Genomic DNA, 19484 nt, shown 5'->3' on the forward strand with positions numbered 1-19484 from the left:
CTTCTCAGTGCAGGGCCCGGGCTGGCGCGGGTGCGGCCACCAGATGACCCAGGTCGTCCATGAGTTCTTGCAGTGTACTGATGGCACGGCCCAGCTCGGTGGGCGCCTTGCGTGGCAGGCAGAGGTGGCGCTTGGGATCGTCCAGCGCGGCGTGATTCAACGCAATGCCGTGGCGCGCCAACTTGGCCGAGAGGCCGGTCTTGCGCGAGCGCAGCATCTGGCGGGTCTGCTGGTAGGCGTGCTCGGCCAGGTGGCGGCGCTGCGCGTAGCTAAAGGTGTTGGCCAGATACAGCTCAGGGTCGCGGTGGTCGGGCTCAATCCAGAGGATGTCGGTGTCGGGGTAGGCGTGTTCGTAGTGTTTCATGCCCAGTTCCATGCGCGAATGGATCATGGAGCGGAAAGTCTGGCTGAGCACGGCGGGCAGGCCGCCGTCGACGATGCGCGGAATCTTGCGCCGCTCAGGCGGCAAGTCGCTGCGCATGACCTTGTCGACTTGGGGCGCGGTTGCGTTGAAGGGCACCAGTGGGTTGAGGCAGATCATGAGGTCCACCCCTTCGTCCAGTGCTACAGATGCGTGCATGGTCTTCTTGAGCGCGCCGTCTACAAAGTACTGGTCACCAATCTCCACGGGCGGAAATAGTCCCGGCAATGCGGCGCTGGCCTGTACAGCTTGGGAGATGGGCACATGGTCAAAACCCGGGCGCCCAAACGGGGCAGCCTCACCGCTGTCGAGGTTGGTGGCGACCAGCGTCAGGCGGGCTTTGAGCTCGCGGAAGTCGTTGGTACGACCGGGTTGGCTGAACAGGCGCGCGAGCTCGGTATGCACCAGTGCGTTGGAGAACACACCGGTGGGCAGGCCGGGGCTCAGTTGCTCCAATGCGCGCAGCACACTGCGGCGGCCGCTAAGTACTTGCCACGCCTGCTGCAGGGCCAAGCCAGGCAGCATGATGCCGCGGCGTGCAAATTCGCCGTAGGCGGGCTGCATGAGCCAGGCGGGGTCGAAGGCGTCGGCGGGTGTACTGCCGTCGTTCTCGATGAAGGAAGCGCACATGGCGCGCGGTGTCATGCCATTGGCCAGGGCGGCGGCGATGAAGCTACCGGCCGAGACGCCCACGTAGTGGTGCAGGCGTGTGAAGTCCAGGCCCTGCAGCGATTCCTCGAGTGCGCACATGGCGCCTACCTCGTAGATGGCTCCCAGGGGACCACCGCCTGCAAGCGCCAGAGCGATCTTGGGGGCGGCGTTTTTCGGTACGGTCATGGTCTCAAAGTGTAGATGCGAGTGCAGCCGGGTTTTGCTGCATTGCAGCAGCCGGATCGGCGCACAAAAAAGGGCGCCGCAGCGCCCTCGTGGTCAGCCTATGGCCGCAGCCATCAGGCTTGTGCGGCAGGCGTGTCGGAGTCCACGGCAGCCACTGTGGCACGTTGGGTCGTGGGCTTTTTGGCAGCGGGCTTGGCGGCTACCTTCTTGGCCGGGGTGGCCTTTTTCGCTGCAGCTTTCTTGGCGGTTGGTTTTTTTGCCGCGGGCGCTGCCTTGGCAGGAGCAGCCTTGGCGGGTGCCGGTGCTTTGGCCGAGAGTTTTTGCACGGCCTTGTTGAGTTCGTCGATACGGGCGATCAGCGCGGCCACGTCCTTGGCGGAGGGCACGCCCAGCTTGTTGAGGGCCTTGGCGACGCGTTCTTCGAAGATGTTTTCGAGCTTGTCCCACTGGCCCGAGGCCTTGCTGGAGATGTCGGTGGCCATGGTGGACATCTTGGCCGTAGCTTCGGAGATCTTCTCTTCGGCAGCGGCCTGGGTCTTGCGTTGGATGCTCACGCCTTCCTTGACCAAGGCTTCAAAGGCCTTGCTGCCTTCGGCCTGGGCGCGGGTGAAGGCACCGAGGCCGGCTTGCCAGATTTGCTGGGCCGAGTCCTTGACCGAACCGGAAAGGTGGATGCCAGCGGCTTTGGTGGCCTGTTTCTTTTGTAGCTTCTTGACCATGGGTGCTCCTAATGAGAATGGGGTCTGACGGGGTACTTTAGCCCAGACTCTAAGCGCAGATACGTCCCCTGTGTAGGTGGGGCTTACTAACGTGGGCGGGCTGCGGGTTTACGATGAAAGAGAGCACTTATAAAGTCGGACAGAATGGTTTGATTCTTTGGAGCATGTATGCAGTACTTTGTGACCGGAGCCACCGGATTTATTGGCAAGCGTCTTGTGAAAAAACTGCTGGAGCGCAAGGGCGCTGTGGTGCATTTCCTGATCCGCAAGGAGAGTGAAGACAAGGTTGCAGGTCTGCGCGAATTCTGGGGGCTGAAGGATGCCAAGGGCGCGGCACGCGCGGTACCGGTGTTTGGTGACCTGACCAGCAAGAAGCTGGGTGTGGCGGCCGATGCCGTGAAAGCGCTCAAGGGCCAGGTGGACCATTTCTACCACCTCGCCGCCGTCTACGATCTGGGCGCCGACGAGGAAAGCCAGATCGCCGTCAACATCGAGGGCACACGCAATACGATCGACTTTGCCAAGGCAATTGACGCCGGGCATTTCCACCACGTGTCGTCGATTGCGGCGGCCGGGCTCTATGAGGGTGTGTTCCGAGAGGATATGTTCGAGGAGGCCGAGAACTACGACCACCCCTATTTCATGACCAAGCACGAGAGCGAAAAAATCGTGCGCAAGGACTGCAAGGTGCCCTGGTCGGTCTACCGCCCGGCCATGGTGGTGGGCGACAGCCAGACCGGCGAGATGGACAAGATCGATGGACCCTACTATTTCTTCAAGCTGATCCAGCGCATGCGCCAGCTGCTGCCGCCCTGGATGCCCTCCATTGGCTTGGAAGGCGGGCGCGTCAACATCGTGCCAGTGGACTTTGTAGTGGATGCGCTGGACGTGATCAGTCACAAGGCCGGCATTGCCAAGCAGTGCTACCACCTGGTGGACCCGGTGGGCTACCGTGTGGGCGATGTGCTGGACATCTTCAGCAAGGCGGCACACGCGCCCAAGATGAATGTGTTTGTCAACGCAGCCCTGCTGGGCTTCATTCCGCGCAGTGTGACCAAGAGTCTGATGGGGCTGGCACCGGTGCGCCGCGTGCGCAATGCCATCATGAAGGACTTGAGTCTGCCCGAGGACATGCTCACTTTCGTGAACTACCCCACGCGCTTTGACTGCCGCGACACCCAAGCCATGCTCAAGGGCAGCGGCGTGGAATGCCCCAACCTCAAGGACTACGCTTGGCGCCTCTGGGACTACTGGGAACGCCACCTTGACCCCGACCTACATATCGACCGCTCACTGCGCGGTACAGTGGGCGGCAAGGTGGTGCTGGTGACGGGCGGCTCCTCGGGCATCGGCCTGGCTGCGGCGCACAAGTTCGCCGAGGCCGGCGCCATCACCATCATCTGCGGGCGTGACGAGGACAAGCTCGAGGAAGCCTGCAAGGAGGCCAAGGCCAAGGGCTACAGCTTTGTTGCCTACCCGGCCGATATTGCCGACCTGGCCGACTGCGACCGCTTCGTCAAGTTACTCGTGGACAACCATGGCGGCGTGGACTTCCTCATCAACAACGCGGGCCGCTCCATACGCCGTGCCATTGAATCAAGCTACGACCGCTTCCACGACTACGAGCGCACCATGCAGCTCAACTACTTCGGCTGCCTGCGCGTGACCATGGGCCTGTTGCCCGGCATGGTGGCCAAGAAGAAGGGCCATGTGGTCAACATTAGTTCCATCGGCGTGCTGACCAATGCGCCGCGCTTCAGCGCCTACGTGGCTTCCAAGGCTGCGCTGGATGCCTGGACCCGTTGCGCATCAAGCGAATTTGCCGATCAGGGCATCAGCTTCACCACTATCAATATGCCGTTGGTACGCACCCCCATGATTGCGCCCACCAACATCTACAACAATGTGCCAACGCTCTCGCCCGAGCAGGCCGCCGACATGGTGGCCGACGCCTGCATCAGCAAGCCGGTGCGCATCGCTACCCGCCTGGGTATCACCGGTCAGGTGCTGCACGCCCTGGTGCCACGCATCGCCCAGATCGCGATGAACACCAGCTTCCGAATGTTCCCCGACTCCTCCGCCGCCAAGGGCGAAAAGGGCGAGCGACCCAAGCTCTCGCCCGAGGCGATTGCGATGCAGCAGATGATGCGGGGCATCCACTTCTAAAGTGCGAGAGTGACGGTGGCTTCTGGCGTTTAGAATTGTTCAATCGATGAACAATCTCGCGCCAGATGCCCGCCTCCTCTGAGGAGTCCAGCCTGCAGGTCTTGCGCCTGCTGGAGAAAAACCCGCAGCTCACCCAGCGTGAGCTGGCGGCGGAGCTGGGCGTGAGCCTGGGCAAGGTCAATTACTGCGTGCAGGCCCTGCTGGCCAAGGGTTTTATCAAGCTGCAGAACTTTCGCGGCAGCCGCAACAAGCTGGCCTATGCGTATTTGCTGACCCCGGCAGGGATCGCGGCCAAAAGCAGTCTGGCGCTGAGTTTTTTGCAAATCAAGATGGCTGAGTACGAGCGCCTGCAGGCTGAAATTGAGCAATTGCAGCGCGAGGCTGAGGCTGTGGCTCTGGCGGGCGAGCCTGTGAATGGGATGGATGTGACATGAAACAACTCGACGGCGTGATTGCAGTCATTGGCCTGGGCTACGTGGGTTTGCCACTGGCGGTGGAGTTTGCCAAAACGCGCAAAGTCATTGGCTTTGACATCAATGCAGCGCGCATTGCCGAGTTGCAGGCCGGCAAGGACAGCACCTTGGAGGTCTCTGCCGAGGCGCTCAAGGCCGCAGCCCATGCGCGCTACACCGCTGATGTGGAGCTGCTCAAGCAGTGCCAAGTGTTTATCGTCACTGTACCGACGCCGGTGGACACCGCCAACCGCCCCGATATGACGCCCCTGGTGAAGGCCAGCGAGACCGTCGGCAAGGTGCTCCCCAAGGGGGGTGTGGTGATCTATGAGTCCACGGTCTACCCGGGTGCGACCGAGGAAGTCTGCGTGCCTGTGCTCGAAAAGTTCTCTGGCTTCTCCTTCAACCAGGACTTCTTCTGTGGTTACAGTCCCGAGCGCATCAACCCGGGCGACAAAGTAAACACCCTGACCAAGATCAAGAAAATCACCAGTGGCAGCACGCCCGAAGTGGCAGATGCGGTGGATGCTCTGTATCGCAGCATCATCACGGCCGGCACGCACAAGGCCAGCAGCCTTAAGGTGGCCGAGGCCGCCAAGGTCATTGAGAACACCCAGCGTGACCTCAATATCGCGCTTATCAATGAGCTGTCTGTCATCTTCGCGCGCTTGGGCATAGATACTCTGGATGTGCTGGAGGCTGCGGGCAGCAAGTGGAACTTCCTGCCCTTCCGTCCGGGCCTCGTGGGTGGCCACTGCATCGGCGTGGATCCCTATTACCTCACGCACAAGGCTGAGGAGGTCGGTTACCACCCCCAGGTCATCTTGGCGGGGCGGCGCATCAACGACAACATGGCGCGCTATGTGGCGCGCAACACCATCAAGCTGATGCTGCAGAACAGCCTGGATGTGCCGCGCTGCCGCGTGGGCGTGCTGGGCGTGACCTTCAAGGAAAACTGCCCGGACATCCGCAATAGCAAGGTCATAGACATGGTGCGCGAGTTCCAGGGCTGGGGCGTGGAGGTTGTGGTGGCTGACGCTTGGGCCAGCGCCGAAGAGGTGCAGCATGAGTACGGCCTGACGCTGGGCGTGGTCGATGCGGCCCATCCGGTGGATGCGCTGGTGGTCGCCGTGGGGCACAACGAATACCGCCATGCCCAGCTGGCCGATCTGCGCGCCCTGTGCCGTGGCGCGCAGCCCGTGCTGGCCGATGTGAAAAGTCTGTACGACCGCCATGCCGCCGCTGCCGCCGGCTTTACCGTGTTCCGACTGTGACCGCAAAGTGAGTGACGCCATGAGCCACCCCGCCATCTCCGAACGCAAGATCCGCTTCGCCCTGGTGGGCTGTGGGCGCATCTCCAAAAATCACTTCGATTCGATCCAGCAGCACGCCGACCGGGCCGAACTGGTGGACGTCTGCGACACCGACCCGGCCGCGCTGCAAAAGGCGGTGCAGGCCACCGGCGCTGCGGGCCATGCGAGCCTGGCGGCCCTGTTGCAAAAGACCACGGCCGACTGCGTGATCCTGACCACGCCCAGCGGCATCCATCCGCAGCAGGCCGTGGAAGTGGCGCGCGCAGGTCGCCATGTGCTGAGTGAGAAGCCCATGGCCACCAAGTGGGAGGACGGCCTGCGCATGGTGCGCGCTTGTGAAGAGGCCGGTGTGCGCCTCTTTGTCGTCAAGCAGAACCGCAAGAACGCCACGCTGCAGCTACTCAAGCAGGCCGTGACGCAGAAGCGCTTTGGCCAGATCTATATGGTGACCCTCAATGTGTTCTGGCAGCGGCCCCAGGCGGGCTACTACGACCAGGCCAAGTGGCGCGGCACCTGGGAACTCGACGGCGGCGCCTTCATGAACCAGGCCAGCCACTATGTGGACCTGCTGGAGTGGCTGATTGGCCCGATTGACTCCCTGCACGCCTACACGGCTACGCTGGCGCGCGACATCGAGGCCGAAGACAGTGGCGTGCTCAGCGTGCGCTGGCGCAATGGCGCGCTGGGCTCGCTCAACTGCACCATGCTGACCTACCCCAAGAACCTGGAAGGCTCCATCACCATCCTGGGCGAAAAGGGCACGGTGCGCGTGGGCGGCATGGCGGTCAATGAAATCCAGGAATGGCAGTTTGCCGACAGCCGTCCCGAGGACGCGCAGATCAAGGCGGCCAGCTATGAGACCACCAGCGTCTATGGCTTTGGCCATCCGCTGTACTACGACAATGTCATCAAGACCTTGCGCGGCGAGGCCGAGCCCGATGTGGACGGCCGTGAGGGCCTGAAGTCGCTGGAAGTGCTGATTGCCGCCTATCGCTCGGCGCGCGATGGCGCGCGCGTGGGTCTGCCGCTGGAGCTGTGATGGGCATGGGCGCTACGGTTCACCCCACGGCTATCGTTGACGCTGGCGCGCAGATCGGCGAAGGAAGCCGCGTCTGGCACTGGGTGCATATCAGTGCGGGCGCGCGCATAGGGCGTGGCTGTTCTTTTGGGCAGGGCGTTTTTGTCGGCAACGATGTGCTGATCGGCGACAACGTCAAGGTCCAGAACAACGTCAGTGTCTATGACGCGGTGACGCTGGAGGACGATGTGTTCTGCGGCCCCAGCATGGTGTTCACCAATGTCTACAACCCGCGCAGCGCCGTGGTGCGCAAGGACGAGTACCGCCGCACCCTGGTGCGGCGCGGTGCCACGCTGGGCGCCAACGCTACCATCGTCTGCGGTGTGACGGTGGGGCAGTACGCCTTTGTGGGCGCTGGCGCGGTGGTGAATCAGGATGTGCCGGACTACGCGCTCATGGTGGGCGTGCCAGCGCGCCAGATTGGCTGGATGAGCCAGCACGGCGAGAAGCTGGACCTGCCGTTGAACGGCAACGCCCAGACCGTCTGTGCGCAGACCGGGCAGCGTTACGAACTGCGCGATGGCCAGTGCCTTCTGGTGGCCTGAAGACTGAAAAGGACTCCATGGAATTCATAGACCTCAAGAGCCAGTACCAGCGGCTCAAGCCCCAGATCGATGCGGCGATCCAGCGCGTGCTGGACCATGGCCAGTTCATTCTGGGCCCGGAAGTGGCGGAGCTTGAAGAAAAGCTGGCGGCCTACACGGGCGCCAAGTACTGCATCAGCGTGGCCAATGGCACCGATGCTTTGCAGATCGCCTTGATGGCCTTGGGCGTGGGGCCGGGCGACGAAGTCATCACCCCGGGCTTTACCTATATCGCCACGGCCGAAACCGTGGCCCTGCTGGGCGCCAAGCCGGTCTATGTGGATGTGGATGCGCGCACCTACAACCTGGATCCGGCGCTGCTGGAGGCGGCGATCACGCCGCGTACCAAGGCCATCATTCCGGTCAGCCTCTACGGCCAATGCGCCGACTTTGACGCCATCAACGCGATTGCGGTGCGCCATGGTCTTTCCGTCATCGAGGATGCCGCGCAGAGCTTTGGCGCCAGCTACAAGGGCCGCAAGAGCTGCAACCTCAGCACCATTGCCTGCGCCAGCTTCTTCCCCAGCAAGCCCCTGGGCTGCTACGGCGACGGCGGCGCCATCTTCACCAGCGATGATGAACTGGCCAAGGTCATGCGCCAGATCGCGCGCCATGGTCAGGACAGGCGCTACCACCATGTGCGTGTCGGCGTGAACAGCCGGCTCGACACGCTGCAGGCGGCGATTTTGCTGCCCAAGCTGGCGATCCTGGACGAGGAGCTTGCGCTGCGCCAGCAGGTTGCTGCGCGCTATGCCGAGTTGCTGGGAGGGGCAGGGCTGAAGACGACTCCCTTTGTCGAGTCGCACAACGTCAGCGCCTGGGCGCAGTACACCGTGCGTGTGCCGTCGCGCGACGCGCTGCAGAAGCATCTGGCCGAGGCGGGTGTGCCCACGGCCGTGCATTACCCCATCCCCCTGAACCAGCAACCCGCTGTGGAGGACCGCTCCGTGCGCCTGGTGGTGGGTGATGCAGTGGCCAAGCAGGTGATGAGTCTTCCCATGAGCCCGAACTTGGCGCTTGAGCAGCAGCGCAAGGTGGCCGACGCCTTGTTGCGCTGGGGGCAGGCGCTTGAGGCGCCGCTGCATTTGACGGAGGGGCTGTGATGAACGTGCTCGTGCTGGGCGCCAGTGGCATGCTTGGGAACGCAGTGATGCGCGTCTTGAGCGAGAAAAGCGATTGGCAGATTTTTGGGACGGTGCGCTCAGGCTCTGCCGCCAGATTCTTTGCGCCAGAGATCGCGGACAAGCTCATCGCCGGTGTGGATGTGGAGGACCAGGATGCGCTGGTCCGCGTGTTCACGCAGGTGCGACCGGATGTGGTGATCAATTGCATTGGACTGATCAAGCAACTGGCCGACGGGGATGATCCCCTAGTGGCGCTGCCGATCAATGCCATGCTGCCGCATCGCCTGGCCCGGCTGTGCAAGTTGGCGGGCAGTCGCCTGATCCATGTCAGCACGGACTGCGTGTTTTCAGGCGCCAAGGGCGGCTATGTGGAAGAGGACGCCTCGGACGCGCAGGATCTCTATGGCAAGTCGAAGTTCCTGGGCGAGGTGCACGATGCCCACACCATCACTTTGCGGACATCGATCATCGGGCACGAGCTGCAAAGTGCGCACGGCCTGGTCGAATGGTTTCTGTCTCAGCAAGGACGCTGCAAGGGGTATCGCCGCGCCATTTTTTCGGGGCTCCCCACCGTCGTTCTGGCGAAGATCATGCGCGATGTGGTGATCCCCCGGCCTGAGCTGAGTGGCTTGTTCCACGTGGCTGCAGCGCCGATTGCCAAGCTGGAACTGCTGACATTGGTGGCCCGTCAATACAATCAAAGCATAGAGATTGTTCCTGATGATGCGCTGGTGATCGATCGGTCCCTGCGTGCGGATCGTTTTCAGCAGGCCACTGGCTATGTCGCTGAGGAATGGCCTGCGCTGATCCAGCAGATGCACGCATACAAATAAACCGGGGTGACGATATGTTCGAAGACAAAGTGCTGATGATCACCGGTGGTACGGGCTCCTTTGGCAACGCGGTGCTGAAGCGGTTTCTCTCGACCGATTTGCGGGAGATACGGATCTTTAGTCGTGACGAGAAGAAGCAGGAGGAGATGCGTCTTGCGCTCAACCATGACAAGCTGAAGTTCTACCTGGGCGATGTGCGCGAATACAGCAGCATCCACCAGGCGCTCAAGGGCGTGGACTATGTCTTTCATGCAGCGGCGCTCAAACAGGTGCCCTCGTGCGAGTTCTATCCCATGGAGGCGGTCCGCACCAATGTCCTGGGAACGGAGAACCTCATGGCTGCGGCGATCGCCAATCAGGTCAAGCGGGTTGTGCTGCTCAGCACGGACAAGGCGGTCTATCCGATCAACGCCATGGGCATCTCCAAGGCGATGATGGAAAAACTCATGGTGGCCAAGGCGCGCATGCAGGCTGAGAACGAAACCCTGTTCTGCGCGACCCGCTATGGCAATGTGATGGCGTCGCGGGGGTCGGTGATCCCGTTGTTCATCCAGCAGCTGCGCGAGGGCAAGCCGCTGACCGTGACTGATCCGGCCATGACCCGTTTCCTGATGTCTCTGGAAGAGTCGGTGGACCTGGTGCTGTTCGCTTTTCAGAATGCGCGGCAAGGCGACATCTTTGTACAAAAGGCCCCGGCGTCCACTGTGGCTGACCTGGCGCAGGCCTTGAAAGAGCTTTTCTCGCCCAAAGCGGAGGTGCGGATTATTGGCACGCGCCATGGCGAGAAGCTGTACGAGTCGCTTCTGTCGCGTGAGGAAATGGCGCACGCGCACGATATGGGCGACTACTACCGCGTCCCTGCGGATAACCGGGATCTGAATTACAACAAGTTCTTTGTGGACGGGGAGACAAAGATCTCGCGCTTCGAGGACTACACCTCTCACAATGCCGAGCGCTTGAATGTGGAGCAGGTCAAGGCCTTGCTGTTGAAGCTCGACTACATCCAAGAGAGACTTGCATCATGAAGGTGATGACCATCGTGGGAACCCGCCCCGAGCTGATCAAGATGAGCCGGGTGATTGCCGAGTTTGACCGGCATGTCACACACATCCTCGTGCATACCGGGCAGAACTACGACTACGAGCTCAATCAGATCTTTTTCGAGGATCTGGGCATTCGCAAGCCGGATTATTTTTTGGAAGCCGTCGGAGAGAACGCTGCACAGACCATTGGCCAGGTGATCATCAAGGCCGATGAGGTGCTGCGCAAGGAGCGCCCCGATGCGCTGCTTCTGTATGGAGATACCAACTCCTGCATGGCCGTGATTTCGGCCAAGCGCCTGAAGATTCCGGTGTTTCATATGGAGGCGGGCAATCGCTGCTTTGATGAGCGAGTGCCGGAAGAGCTCAACCGCAAGGTGCTGGACCATCTGAGCGACATCAATCTGGTGCTGACCGAGCATGCGCGTCGCTATCTGCTCGCAGAGGGCGTGCGGCCGGAGACCATCATCAAGACCGGCTCGCACATGGAAGAGGTGCTGGAGTTCTACAAGCCAGGGATAGACGCGTCTGACGTACTGAGCCGCATGGGGCTAGAGCCTGGCCGCTACTTTATCGTGAGCGCGCACCGCGAGGAGAACGTCGACACGCCGGCCAATCTGAAAGATCTGCTGGACACCTTGAACGCCTTGGCACAGGCCCATGGCGTGCCGGTCATCGTCTCTACGCATCCGCGCACCCGCAAGCGCCTTGATGATCTGGGCGTGGGCTTGCTGAATCCACAGGTGCAATTCTCCAAACCCTTTGGGTTCTTCGACTTCATCAAGCTGCAGATGCATTCCCTGTGCGTGGTGTCCGACAGCGGCACGATCACGGAAGAGGCCTCGTTGCTGGATCTGCCTGCGATCACCATCCGCAATGCGCATGAGCGGCCCGAGGGCATGGATGTGGGCACGCTGATCATGACGGGCCTGAAGCAGCAGCCCGTGCTGGACGCCGTGCAGGTGGTGTTGGCGCAGCGCAAGGCGGGCGCCCGTTTGTTGCCGGTGGACGATTACAAGGGCGGCGCTGTGTCTGCCAAGGTGTTGCGCATTGTTCTGAGCTACTCGGACTACGTCAAACGCACCGTGTGGTCAGAGTCCTGATTCAGATAGACCGGCAATGACAATGAGAAACCGAGACGAAGTGATGGGCGCCAAGGTGTCGATTGTGATCCCTGTGTACAACGGGGCCAACTATCTGGCCGAGGCGATCGAGAGTGCTTTGGCGCAGACGCACTCCCATCTCGAGGTGATCGTTGTCAATGATGGCTCTACGGATGATGGCGCGACCCGGCGCGTGGCGCAGCACTATGGCGATCGGATTCGCTATTTTGAAAAACCGAATGGCGGGGTCGCATCGGCATTGAACTTCGGCATTGCGGAGATGAGCGGCGAGTATTTCTCGTGGCTGAGCCACGATGATCTGTATCTTCCTGACAAGGTCGCGTCGCAGCTGGACTGTCTGGCGAGCGTGGTGTCTGATCGTGCAGTCATTGTGTATGGCAATTGCGCGGTTTTCACGCAGGACCCGGCGCAGGCGCAGGCGGTGGATGTGCCGGATGCCGGTCTGAAGTATTTCAGGTATCTGCTGGCGACCAGTAGCGCCGTCCATGGCTGCACATTGCTGATACCCAAATCTGCCTTTGACAAAGGGGGGTTCGATGTTTCCAAGCCGACGACGCAGGACTACGACATGTGGTTCCGTCTGGCTGGCGCATTGGATTTCGTGAAGCTCGACAGGACCTTGGTGCTGGCGCGCCAGCATCCGGAACAGGACAGCGTGAAGAAGCGAAAAAAAGTTCGCGCGGAAAAGAATGCGATCTATTGCAGCTTTCTGGCGGAACTGGGTCCAGAGGATGTCAATCCTGCAACCCGACTCTCACCAGCGCGAGCCTACATGCGGGTTGCAATGGACTATGCCAAGCATGGCCTCGTGGGCGCCACTTTGGCGGCGGCGGGAAAGTCGATGTCTTGCCTGCGTTTTCGTAATGGGTCAGATGCGCTAGTCACCGTTTTGGGCTTGGCGCTGATCTACACCGTGGGCATTCCCTGGGGGCTTGCGAGGGCGCGTGTCGCTGACGCTGTGCGAGGAGCGAAGGCGGCCGCGTAAGGCGGCTGTTGGTAGCGCGCAGCTACCTTGATGGTTCGGACGACGTTTCAATTGTTTTAGATCATGAGCACAATTAATCGATATAAAGCTTTTATCGCACGCATCCCGGTTCTGGGGACTGTTGCGAAAACCGTTTGGGCGGCGCTGCGTCCACGCCCCCATTTCCCCGGGTCTGGAGCCTATTGGGAGAGCCGATATGCGGCAGGGGGGACATCGGGATCAGGTTCTTACGATCAACTGGCTGTTTTCAAGGCCGACGTCATCAATGGTTTTGTCCATGAACACGGGGTGGCCAGTGTCATGGAGTTTGGCTGTGGCGACGGCAATCAGTTGAAGCTGGCCCGCTATCCGGACTATCTGGGCCTGGATGTCTCCGACGCTGCCATTGCGCGATGCGGCGCAGTTTTCTCGGGCGATGCGTCCAAGCGATTCAAGAATGTCGCAGCCTATGCGGGTGAAAAAGCCGACCTCTCCATGTCGCTGGATGTGATCTACCACCTTGTCGAGGATGCGGTGTTTGACGCCTATATGCACAGGCTGTTTGAGTCTGCGAATAAGTATGTGATCGTTTACTCATCCAATGATGAAGGCTTGAATGCCAAATATGGCGGCTATCACGTCAAGCACAGAAAATTCACCGATTGGGTGACGACCCAGGCCCCAGCCTGGAGTCTGCAGTCCATGCGGGCCAATGCCTATCCTTTTGACGATGCGAATTCCGACCATACGTCCTTGGCAGACTTTTACTTCTACCAGCGCACGGCCTCGGTAGAATGAAGGGTTGGCAGGCGCAGCCCTTGCAGCGCGCAGTTCTCTGCGCGAAAAGGGTTCTAAGAGTAGCCTCCTACTGAGGCCGGGCAGACTTTATTGGTGATCTATTCATGATGCAGCAGCATATCGAGGCTTATACAAAAAATCTGATCCAGGCGTTGAGCCTGGCGGGCATGCGCCAGGTGCCCGTACTTGGCGCCGCCATGCGTGAAGCCTGGCAGAAGGGCAAGGGCATCTACTTCTGCGGCAACGGTGGTAGCGCGGGCAACGCGGTGCATCTGGCCAACGATTTTCTGTATGGCGTCGGACGCAAAAAGGGCATCGGTATGCGGGTCGAGGCCCTGAGCGCCAATCCGGCCGTGCTGACCTGCCTGGCCAATGACATCGGGTATGACCAGGTGTATGCCGAGCAGCTTCGGGTCAAGGCAAACGCCGGCGACGTTTTGATCGTTTTCTCTGGCAGCGGAAATTCGCCCAATGTCGTGAAGGCCATCGAGATGGGCAATTCCCTGGGTATGAAGACGTTTGCGGTGCTGGGCTATTCGGGCGGCAAGTGCAAGGAAGTTGCACAGGTTCCGATTCACTTTGCCATCGACGATATGCAGATCGCTGAGGACCTGCAGTTGATCGTGGGCCATATGTGTATGCAGTGGCTCTGCGCGCACCCGGACGATTGATTGACGGCGATGTTTTTCTTCTGCTTTCCGGGATGGGGCCAGTAGGCCTGAACGGAGAGTGACCCAAATTCTTATGAGCAAACGATTTCTCGTCATTGGCAGCAACTCGTTTTCCGGCGCGTGCTTCGTCGACTATCTGCTGGAGCAAGGCTGCGAGGTGCTGGGGGCCAGCCGCTCGGCTGAGCCGCACGACGTCTTCCTGCCCTACAAGTGGGGCGCGAAGCGCGAGCATTTCGCGTTTCGCCAGATCGACCTCAACCATCAGCTCGATGAGCTGCTGCGCTGGGTCGAAGAGCTGCAGCCGGAGTACGTGGTGAATTTCGCGGCGCAGGGCATGGTGGCCCAGAGCTGGCTGACGCCCGAGCACTGGTACCAGACCAATGTCGTCGGGCAGGTCCAGTTGCACGACCGGCTGCGCAAGCTGCCCTTCCTCAAGCGCTATGTCCATGTCAGCACACCCGAGGCCTATGGCAGCACAGAGGGCTGGATCAAAGAAAGCTTCCATTTCGCACCCAGCACGCCCTATGCGGTGTCGCGCGCAGCCTGCGATTTGCACCTGATGAGTTTTTTCAAGGCCTACCAATTCCCGGTGTGTTTTACGCGTGCCGCGAATGTGTATGGCCCAGGCCAACAGCTGTACCGGGTGATGCCGCGCGCCATGCTCTATGCGCGCCTTGGCAAGAAGATGCAGCTGCACGGCGGCGGGCACTCCATCCGCTCCTTTATCCACATGAGCGACGTGGCCGATGCCACCTACCGGATCGCGCTGGATGGCGTGGCGGGTGACAGCTACCATATTTCCACTCCCGACACGGTGTCGATCCGGGAGTTGGTCGAGCAGATCGCCGATCTGACGAAGGTGCCGTTTGCAGATCTGGCCGAAGTTTCCGAGGACCGTCTAGGCAAGGACCAGGCCTATTTGCTTGAGAGCAGCAAAATCCGCAAGGAACTGGGCTGGTCCCATCGTGTGGGCCTGAACGACGGCCTCAAGGAGACACTGGCCTGGGTGGACAAGAACCTCGAAGTCCTGAAAACCCTGCCGGCTGATTACATTCACAAACCCTAAGAGATTCCATGAATATCCTGATTACTGGCGGTTGCGGCTTTGTCGGCACCGTGCTCACCGCGCAACTCTTGCAAGAGGGGCATCAGATCACGGTGGTCGACACGCAGTGGTTTGGCAATCACCTCAAGCCGCACCCTCAACTGACGGTGCTGCAGCAGGACACGCGCGATGTGGACAGCATTCCGCTGAAGAATGTCGACGCCGTGATCCATTTGGCGAATATCGCCAATGACCCCGGCGTCGAGATGAACCCCACGCTGTCATGGGAAGTCAATGTGCTGGCTACGCAGCAACTGGCCGACCGTGCCGTGCGTGCGGGCGTCAAGCAGTTCATCTTTGCAAGCTCAGGCAGCGTGTATGGGGTGAAGGATGATCCGCAGGTCACCGAAGACCTGGAGCTGGTGCCCATCAGCGCCTACAACAAGACCAAGATGGTTGCCGAGCGTGTGCTGCTGAGCTACTCGGATGCCATGCAGATCCATTGCATCCGCCCGGCGACGGTATGCGGCTACTCGCCGCGCATGCGCCTGGATGTCAGCGTCAACATGCTCACCATGCAGGCCCTGAAGAACGGCCGGATGACGGTGTTTGGCGGTGACCAGACGCGACCCAACATTCATATCAATGACATGGTGAATGTGTATCGCCATTTCCTGACCAGGCCGGAATTGCCATCAGGCTGCTACAACGCCGGTTTCGAGAATATTTCTATCCTCGATATCGCGAAGAAGGTGGCCGAGAAGATTCCCGCCGAGATCGTGGTCTCCGCCTCCAACGATCCGCGTTCTTATCGCCAAAACTCTGACAAGTTGCTGGCCACGGGGTTTGTGCAGAGCACGACGGTCTCCGATGCCATCGACGATGTGATTGCCAAATTCAAGTCCGGCGAACTGGTCGAAGCCGACCAGTGCTACACCGTGCGCTGGATGAAGCATTTGAACCTTCAAGCCTGACGGCCACGCCATGACCACTTCCGTTCAATTGGCCGCGCAATTCCGTGCCAAGGCGATAGAGATGTCCCACGCCGCAGAAGCGGCGCACCTGGGATCTGCGCTGTCGTGCATCGACATGGTTGCGGTGCTGTACCACTCTGTGCTGCGCCTGGACCCCAAGCAACCCAAATGGGAGGGGCGTGATCGCTTCATCCTGAGCAAGGGACATGCTGCTACTGCGCTGTATGCGGCACTGGCTTACAAGGGCTTTATCAGCGAAGCCGATTTGAAGACCTATGGCAAGGTGGGCTCCCTGCTGGAAGAACACCCCACGCCCAAGCTGCCGGGTGTCGAAGCGGCCACAGGGTCTCTGGGGCATGGTTTGCCCATCGGCTGTGGCATGGCGCTGGCCAGCCGTATCAAAAACCAGGACTACCGCAGCTTTGTGTTGATGAGCGATGGCGAATGCAATGAAGGCTCCGTCTGGGAGGCTGCGCTGTTTGCCGCCGCCAATCGGCTGGGCAGTCTCTGTGCCTTTGTCGACTTCAACAAATGGCAGGCGACCGGCCGCAGCAAGGAAGTGCTGGCCCTGGATCCCTTGGTGGACAAATTCAGAAGTTTTGGTTGGTTGGTGCACGAGATAGATGGGCACGACCATCAACAGATTCTTGCGGCCGTGCAAGGCGTTTCGAGCGCCAATGCGAAACCCACCATGGTGGTTGCGCACACGGTCAAGGGCAAGGGTGTCTCCTTCATGGAGGATGACAACAATTGGCACTATCGGATTCCTACGGTAGAAGAAGTGAGCAAGGCTAAATTGGAGCTCGGTGTGTCATGAGAAATGCATTCGCGAAGGCCGTGACTGAGCTGGGTGATGAGTACCCGGAACTGGTCATGATGGCCGGGGACATTGGAAACCGTCTCTTTGACAAGTTCAAGGAAAAACACCCGACCCGTTTTTACAACTGCGGAGTCGCGGAGGCCAATATGACCGGGGTTGCCTCGGGGCTTGCTGCGTCAGGACTACGCCCTATTACCTACACCATCACGCCGTTCAATACGGTGCGCTGTCTTGAGCAGATCCGGCTGGACATCTGCTATCCCAACCTGCCCGTTATTGTGGTGGGAACAGGGTCCGGGCTCTCCTATGCGGGGCTGGGTGCTACGCACCATTCCATGGAGGACGTCGCCATTCTCCGCACGCTGCCCAATATGCATGTGGTTTGCCCGGCCGACACGGTAGAGGTCCGTCTGGCGGTCAAGGCCGCTCTGCGCCTAGGGCGCCCCACCTATATCCGGCTTGGAAAGAAGGGAGAGCCTTTGGTTCACCAATCCGACCCTGTCTTCGAAATCGGGCGCGGCATCGTGGTGCGCGAGGGCTCCGATGTGGCGATTCTCAGCGTAGGCGCCATGCTGGATACGGCCTTGAAAAGTGCCGATCAGTTGCAGCAAGCAGGTTTATCGACCGAGGTCATCAGCCTGCATACGGTCAAGCCGCTGGATGATCAGCTATTGAGCGCGCTCTTTGCCGACAAGAAGCTGGTGGTGGTTCTGGAAGAACACGGTCTCACCGGTGGTGCAGGTAGCGCCGTGTTGGAGTGGGGCAATGCCAAGCGCGTTGCGCTGGACAAGCTTGTCTGCATTGGTGCTCCGGATCGCTTCCTGTCTGCATGCGGAGACCAAGATCAGGCCCGAGCCTTGTATGGCTTGGTGCCTGACAAGATCAGTGAGCGGGTGCTCGAACGCCTGAAGTGAGTTTATGCGCCTAGGTTTTGATTTCGACAACACGCTGATCAGCTATGACCGGCTGTTTCATCGCGTTGCTTTGGATAAGCGCTTGATTCCCGAGACGACGCCGCCGCAGAAGAATGCTGTCCGCGACTACCTGCGACAGCAGGGCATAGAAGATGAATGGACCCGCATGCAAGGCGAGGTCTATGGCGGTCGCATTTTGGAAGCCGAGCCTTATCCCGGAATGCCGGCCACCTTGCTCGCACTGAAGGGCAAGCAGATTCCCATGTGCATAGTCAGTCACAAGACGCGCACTCCGTATCTGGGCGAGCCCTGGGATCTCCATGCAGCGGCCCGAAGCTGGCTGCGTAACCAAGGCTTTTTTGATGCGCAGGGGCTGGGCTGGTCGGATGAGCAGATATTCTTTGAGTTGACCAAGGAGGCCAAGGTGGCGCGCATCCAGGCCTTGGGTTGCACGCACTATGTGGATGACTTGCCGGAGATTCTGGAGATGCTTCCCGGCAGTGTGGAAAAGATATTGTTTGATCCGGGCCAGGCCCATCGCCTGGATTCTTCCTGGAAGCGGTTGTCCGCCTGGGAGGTTCTGCCCGCACTGCTGGCGCTGTAATGGCAAGCCATGCGGTGGAACCGCTGGAGCAGTTTTGCCGCAGCCATGGCGTCACTGCTGCTTTCGAGCTGCAGCCCATTCGGGCGGGGCGCAATAGCCAAGTGTTTTTGGTGAACGCAGAGGATGGCCGCCGGATTCTCAAGCACTACTACCAGCCGCCTGGCGTCAATCAGCGTGACAGGCTGGGCACGGAGTATGGTTTCCTCGAGTTTCTGAAGGAGGCGGGGGTGCTCGGTGTACCGCAGCCTTTGGGCCTGGACCGTGCTTCGAATCTCGCTTTGTATTCCTACTTGCCGGGCCTGCGGCCCGAGGTGATCCATTCTCAGCACATTAGTCAGGCGGCGCGCTTCATCGCCCGGCTCAACGGCTTTCGCGGAACAGAGCAGGCCAAGGCGCTCCCACTGGCCGCAGACGCTTGTCTAGGCTGGAGTGCCCATCTGACACTGGCTGAGTCGCGGATCAGCCGCTTGCTTGCGGTGGAGGCCGAATCCGGCGTGGCGCGCGAGGCGCGCGAATTTGTCGAGTCTCGTGTACGGGCCTTGTGGGAGAAAGTCCAAATAGAATTGGCGCCCCACCCAGAGTGGGCACTTTTGCCGCCCGAAGACCGGATTCTTTCGCCCTCCGATTTCGGCTTTCACAATGTGCTGGCGCATGGAGCGGATCTGTCCTTTGTTGATTTCGAGTACGCGGGCTGGGATGACCCGGCCAAGCTGATCTGCGATTTCATGTGCCAGCCAGAAGTACCCGTGACAGAGGGCCAAGGGCAGCAATTCATGGAGGAGTTGGTGCGGGCCTTGCCTGACGCTGAGGGCGTGGCGCGTCGTGTCGAGTTGCTTTTGCCGGTGCACCGGCTTAAATGGTGCTGCATTCTGTTGAACGAATTTCGAGCAGAAGACCGGAAAAGGCGCGAGCATGCGGGCCTTGCGTCGGATCGCTTGCTGCGAGAGCAACTGGGCAAGGCACAATCGTATTTCGACACGCATCTTGCGGCTTTGATTTAGGG

The 19484-nt window shown here is 60.3% G+C and carries 20 protein-coding genes; 18 read left to right on the plus strand and 2 right to left on the minus strand.

Annotated features, from left to right (window positions below; all coding sequences use genetic code 11):
- Positions 1-4: 4 nt before the first annotated feature.
- Together AC1RNN_RS10915 and AC1RNN_RS10920 are read right to left on the minus strand one after the other, a co-directional pair.
- Positions 5-1258, minus strand: coding sequence for a patatin-like phospholipase family protein (locus tag AC1RNN_RS10915; RefSeq protein WP_493089420.1), 1254 nt, complete (start codon positions 1256-1258; stop codon positions 5-7).
- 113 nt (positions 1259-1371) lie between these two features.
- Complete coding sequence (locus tag AC1RNN_RS10920; RefSeq protein ID WP_493089419.1) at positions 1372-1977, minus strand: phasin family protein; 606 nt, start codon at positions 1975-1977, stop codon at positions 1372-1374.
- Positions 1978-2145: 168 nt separating this feature from the next.
- Here AC1RNN_RS10920 and AC1RNN_RS10925 point away from each other — a divergent pair, with 168 nt between their 5' ends.
- The 18 genes from AC1RNN_RS10925 (at position 2146) to AC1RNN_RS11010 (ending at position 19482) form a co-directional block, all read left to right on the plus strand.
- Positions 2146-4143, plus strand: a complete 1998-nt coding sequence (locus tag AC1RNN_RS10925) for an SDR family oxidoreductase (RefSeq protein WP_493089416.1) — start codon at positions 2146-2148, stop codon at positions 4141-4143.
- Between the two features lie 65 nt (positions 4144-4208).
- On the plus strand, positions 4209-4577 hold the full coding sequence (locus tag AC1RNN_RS10930) for a MarR family EPS-associated transcriptional regulator (protein WP_493089414.1): 369 nt from the start codon (positions 4209-4211) through the stop codon (positions 4575-4577).
- Positions 4574-5869, plus strand: a complete 1296-nt coding sequence (locus AC1RNN_RS10935) for a nucleotide sugar dehydrogenase (RefSeq protein WP_493089412.1) — start codon at positions 4574-4576, stop codon at positions 5867-5869. The genes AC1RNN_RS10930 and AC1RNN_RS10935 overlap by 4 nt, the downstream gene beginning before the upstream one ends.
- Positions 5870-5888: 19 nt before the next feature.
- Positions 5889-6947, plus strand: coding sequence for a Gfo/Idh/MocA family protein (locus AC1RNN_RS10940; protein WP_493089411.1), 1059 nt, complete (start codon positions 5889-5891; stop codon positions 6945-6947).
- Between the two features lie 5 nt (positions 6948-6952).
- The gene (locus AC1RNN_RS10945; RefSeq protein WP_493089409.1) at positions 6953-7531 is read left to right on the plus strand and encodes an acyltransferase; all 579 of its coding nucleotides are present in this window, start codon (positions 6953-6955) and stop codon (positions 7529-7531) included.
- Positions 7532-7548: 17 nt separating this feature from the next.
- Positions 7549-8673 (plus strand): DegT/DnrJ/EryC1/StrS family aminotransferase, encoded by a 1125-nt coding sequence (locus tag AC1RNN_RS10950; protein ID WP_493089407.1) that lies wholly within the window; start codon positions 7549-7551, stop codon positions 8671-8673.
- Positions 8673-9527 carry a dTDP-4-dehydrorhamnose reductase family protein gene (locus AC1RNN_RS10955; RefSeq protein ID WP_493089405.1) on the plus strand — a complete coding sequence of 285 codons (855 nt, stop codon included), beginning with the start codon at positions 8673-8675 and terminating at the stop codon, positions 9525-9527. The genes AC1RNN_RS10950 and AC1RNN_RS10955 overlap by 1 nt, the downstream gene beginning before the upstream one ends.
- A 14-nt stretch (positions 9528-9541) precedes the next feature.
- Positions 9542-10552 carry a polysaccharide biosynthesis protein gene (locus AC1RNN_RS10960; protein ID WP_493089401.1) on the plus strand — a complete coding sequence of 337 codons (1011 nt, stop codon included), beginning with the start codon at positions 9542-9544 and terminating at the stop codon, positions 10550-10552.
- Positions 10546-11670, plus strand: coding sequence for a non-hydrolyzing UDP-N-acetylglucosamine 2-epimerase (wecB, locus tag AC1RNN_RS10965; RefSeq protein ID WP_493089502.1), 1125 nt, complete (start codon positions 10546-10548; stop codon positions 11668-11670). The genes AC1RNN_RS10960 and wecB overlap by 7 nt, the downstream gene beginning before the upstream one ends.
- A gap of 16 nt (positions 11671-11686) precedes the next feature.
- The gene (locus AC1RNN_RS10970) at positions 11687-12676 is read left to right on the plus strand and encodes a glycosyltransferase family 2 protein (protein ID WP_493137409.1); all 990 of its coding nucleotides are present in this window, start codon (positions 11687-11689) and stop codon (positions 12674-12676) included.
- A 63-nt stretch (positions 12677-12739) separates the two neighbouring features.
- Entirely contained in the window at positions 12740-13453 is a 714-nt protein-coding gene (locus tag AC1RNN_RS10975; protein ID WP_493089397.1) for a class I SAM-dependent methyltransferase, read from the plus strand.
- A 104-nt stretch (positions 13454-13557) separates the two neighbouring features.
- Positions 13558-14124, plus strand: a complete 567-nt coding sequence (locus AC1RNN_RS10980) for an SIS domain-containing protein (RefSeq protein ID WP_493089395.1) — start codon at positions 13558-13560, stop codon at positions 14122-14124.
- Between the two features lie 73 nt (positions 14125-14197).
- Entirely contained in the window at positions 14198-15190 is a 993-nt protein-coding gene (locus AC1RNN_RS10985) for an NAD-dependent epimerase/dehydratase family protein (RefSeq protein WP_493089394.1), read from the plus strand.
- An 8-nt stretch (positions 15191-15198) separates the two neighbouring features.
- Positions 15199-16143, plus strand: coding sequence for an NAD-dependent epimerase/dehydratase family protein (locus AC1RNN_RS10990; protein ID WP_493089393.1), 945 nt, complete (start codon positions 15199-15201; stop codon positions 16141-16143).
- A 10-nt stretch (positions 16144-16153) separates the two neighbouring features.
- Positions 16154-16960 (plus strand): transketolase, encoded by an 807-nt coding sequence (locus AC1RNN_RS10995; RefSeq protein WP_493089391.1) that lies wholly within the window; start codon positions 16154-16156, stop codon positions 16958-16960.
- Positions 16957-17877 carry a transketolase family protein gene (locus tag AC1RNN_RS11000; protein ID WP_493089389.1) on the plus strand — a complete coding sequence of 307 codons (921 nt, stop codon included), beginning with the start codon at positions 16957-16959 and terminating at the stop codon, positions 17875-17877. The genes AC1RNN_RS10995 and AC1RNN_RS11000 overlap by 4 nt, the downstream gene beginning before the upstream one ends.
- Before the next feature lie 4 nt (positions 17878-17881).
- Positions 17882-18481: a haloacid dehalogenase-like hydrolase gene (locus AC1RNN_RS11005; protein WP_493089387.1), complete on the plus strand. Its 600-nt coding sequence runs from the start codon at positions 17882-17884 to the stop codon at positions 18479-18481.
- Positions 18481-19482, plus strand: a complete 1002-nt coding sequence (locus AC1RNN_RS11010) for a phosphotransferase (protein WP_493089385.1) — start codon at positions 18481-18483, stop codon at positions 19480-19482. Before AC1RNN_RS11005 ends, AC1RNN_RS11010 begins: the two co-directional genes overlap by 1 nt.
- The last annotated feature ends 2 nt before the right edge of the window (positions 19483-19484 follow it).

It is taken from the genome of Rhodoferax sp. GW822-FHT02D07 (assembly GCF_058802405.1).

Coding starts and splice junctions, on each gene's coding strand:
- AC1RNN_RS10915 (WP_493089420.1), bottom strand. CDS start 1,258: ATGACCGTACCGAAAAACGCCGCCCCCAAGATCGCTCTGGCGCTTGCA.
- AC1RNN_RS10920 (WP_493089419.1), bottom strand. CDS start 1,977: ATGGTCAAGAAGCTACAAAAGAAACAGGCCACCAAAGCCGCTGGCATC.
- AC1RNN_RS10925 (WP_493089416.1), top strand. CDS start 2,146: ATGCAGTACTTTGTGACCGGAGCCACCGGATTTATTGGCAAGCGTCTT.
- AC1RNN_RS10930 (WP_493089414.1), top strand. CDS start 4,209: ATGCCCGCCTCCTCTGAGGAGTCCAGCCTGCAGGTCTTGCGCCTGCTG.
- AC1RNN_RS10935 (WP_493089412.1), top strand. CDS start 4,574: ATGAAACAACTCGACGGCGTGATTGCAGTCATTGGCCTGGGCTACGTG.
- AC1RNN_RS10940 (WP_493089411.1), top strand. CDS start 5,889: ATGAGCCACCCCGCCATCTCCGAACGCAAGATCCGCTTCGCCCTGGTG.
- AC1RNN_RS10945 (WP_493089409.1), top strand. CDS start 6,953: ATGGGCGCTACGGTTCACCCCACGGCTATCGTTGACGCTGGCGCGCAG.
- AC1RNN_RS10950 (WP_493089407.1), top strand. CDS start 7,549: ATGGAATTCATAGACCTCAAGAGCCAGTACCAGCGGCTCAAGCCCCAG.
- AC1RNN_RS10955 (WP_493089405.1), top strand. CDS start 8,673: ATGAACGTGCTCGTGCTGGGCGCCAGTGGCATGCTTGGGAACGCAGTG.
- AC1RNN_RS10960 (WP_493089401.1), top strand. CDS start 9,542: ATGTTCGAAGACAAAGTGCTGATGATCACCGGTGGTACGGGCTCCTTT.
- AC1RNN_RS10970 (WP_493137409.1), top strand. CDS start 11,687: ATGACAATGAGAAACCGAGACGAAGTGATGGGCGCCAAGGTGTCGATT.
- AC1RNN_RS10975 (WP_493089397.1), top strand. CDS start 12,740: ATGAGCACAATTAATCGATATAAAGCTTTTATCGCACGCATCCCGGTT.
- AC1RNN_RS10980 (WP_493089395.1), top strand. CDS start 13,558: ATGATGCAGCAGCATATCGAGGCTTATACAAAAAATCTGATCCAGGCG.
- AC1RNN_RS10985 (WP_493089394.1), top strand. CDS start 14,198: ATGAGCAAACGATTTCTCGTCATTGGCAGCAACTCGTTTTCCGGCGCG.
- AC1RNN_RS10990 (WP_493089393.1), top strand. CDS start 15,199: ATGAATATCCTGATTACTGGCGGTTGCGGCTTTGTCGGCACCGTGCTC.
- AC1RNN_RS10995 (WP_493089391.1), top strand. CDS start 16,154: ATGACCACTTCCGTTCAATTGGCCGCGCAATTCCGTGCCAAGGCGATA.
- AC1RNN_RS11000 (WP_493089389.1), top strand. CDS start 16,957: ATGAGAAATGCATTCGCGAAGGCCGTGACTGAGCTGGGTGATGAGTAC.
- AC1RNN_RS11005 (WP_493089387.1), top strand. CDS start 17,882: ATGCGCCTAGGTTTTGATTTCGACAACACGCTGATCAGCTATGACCGG.
- AC1RNN_RS11010 (WP_493089385.1), top strand. CDS start 18,481: ATGGCAAGCCATGCGGTGGAACCGCTGGAGCAGTTTTGCCGCAGCCAT.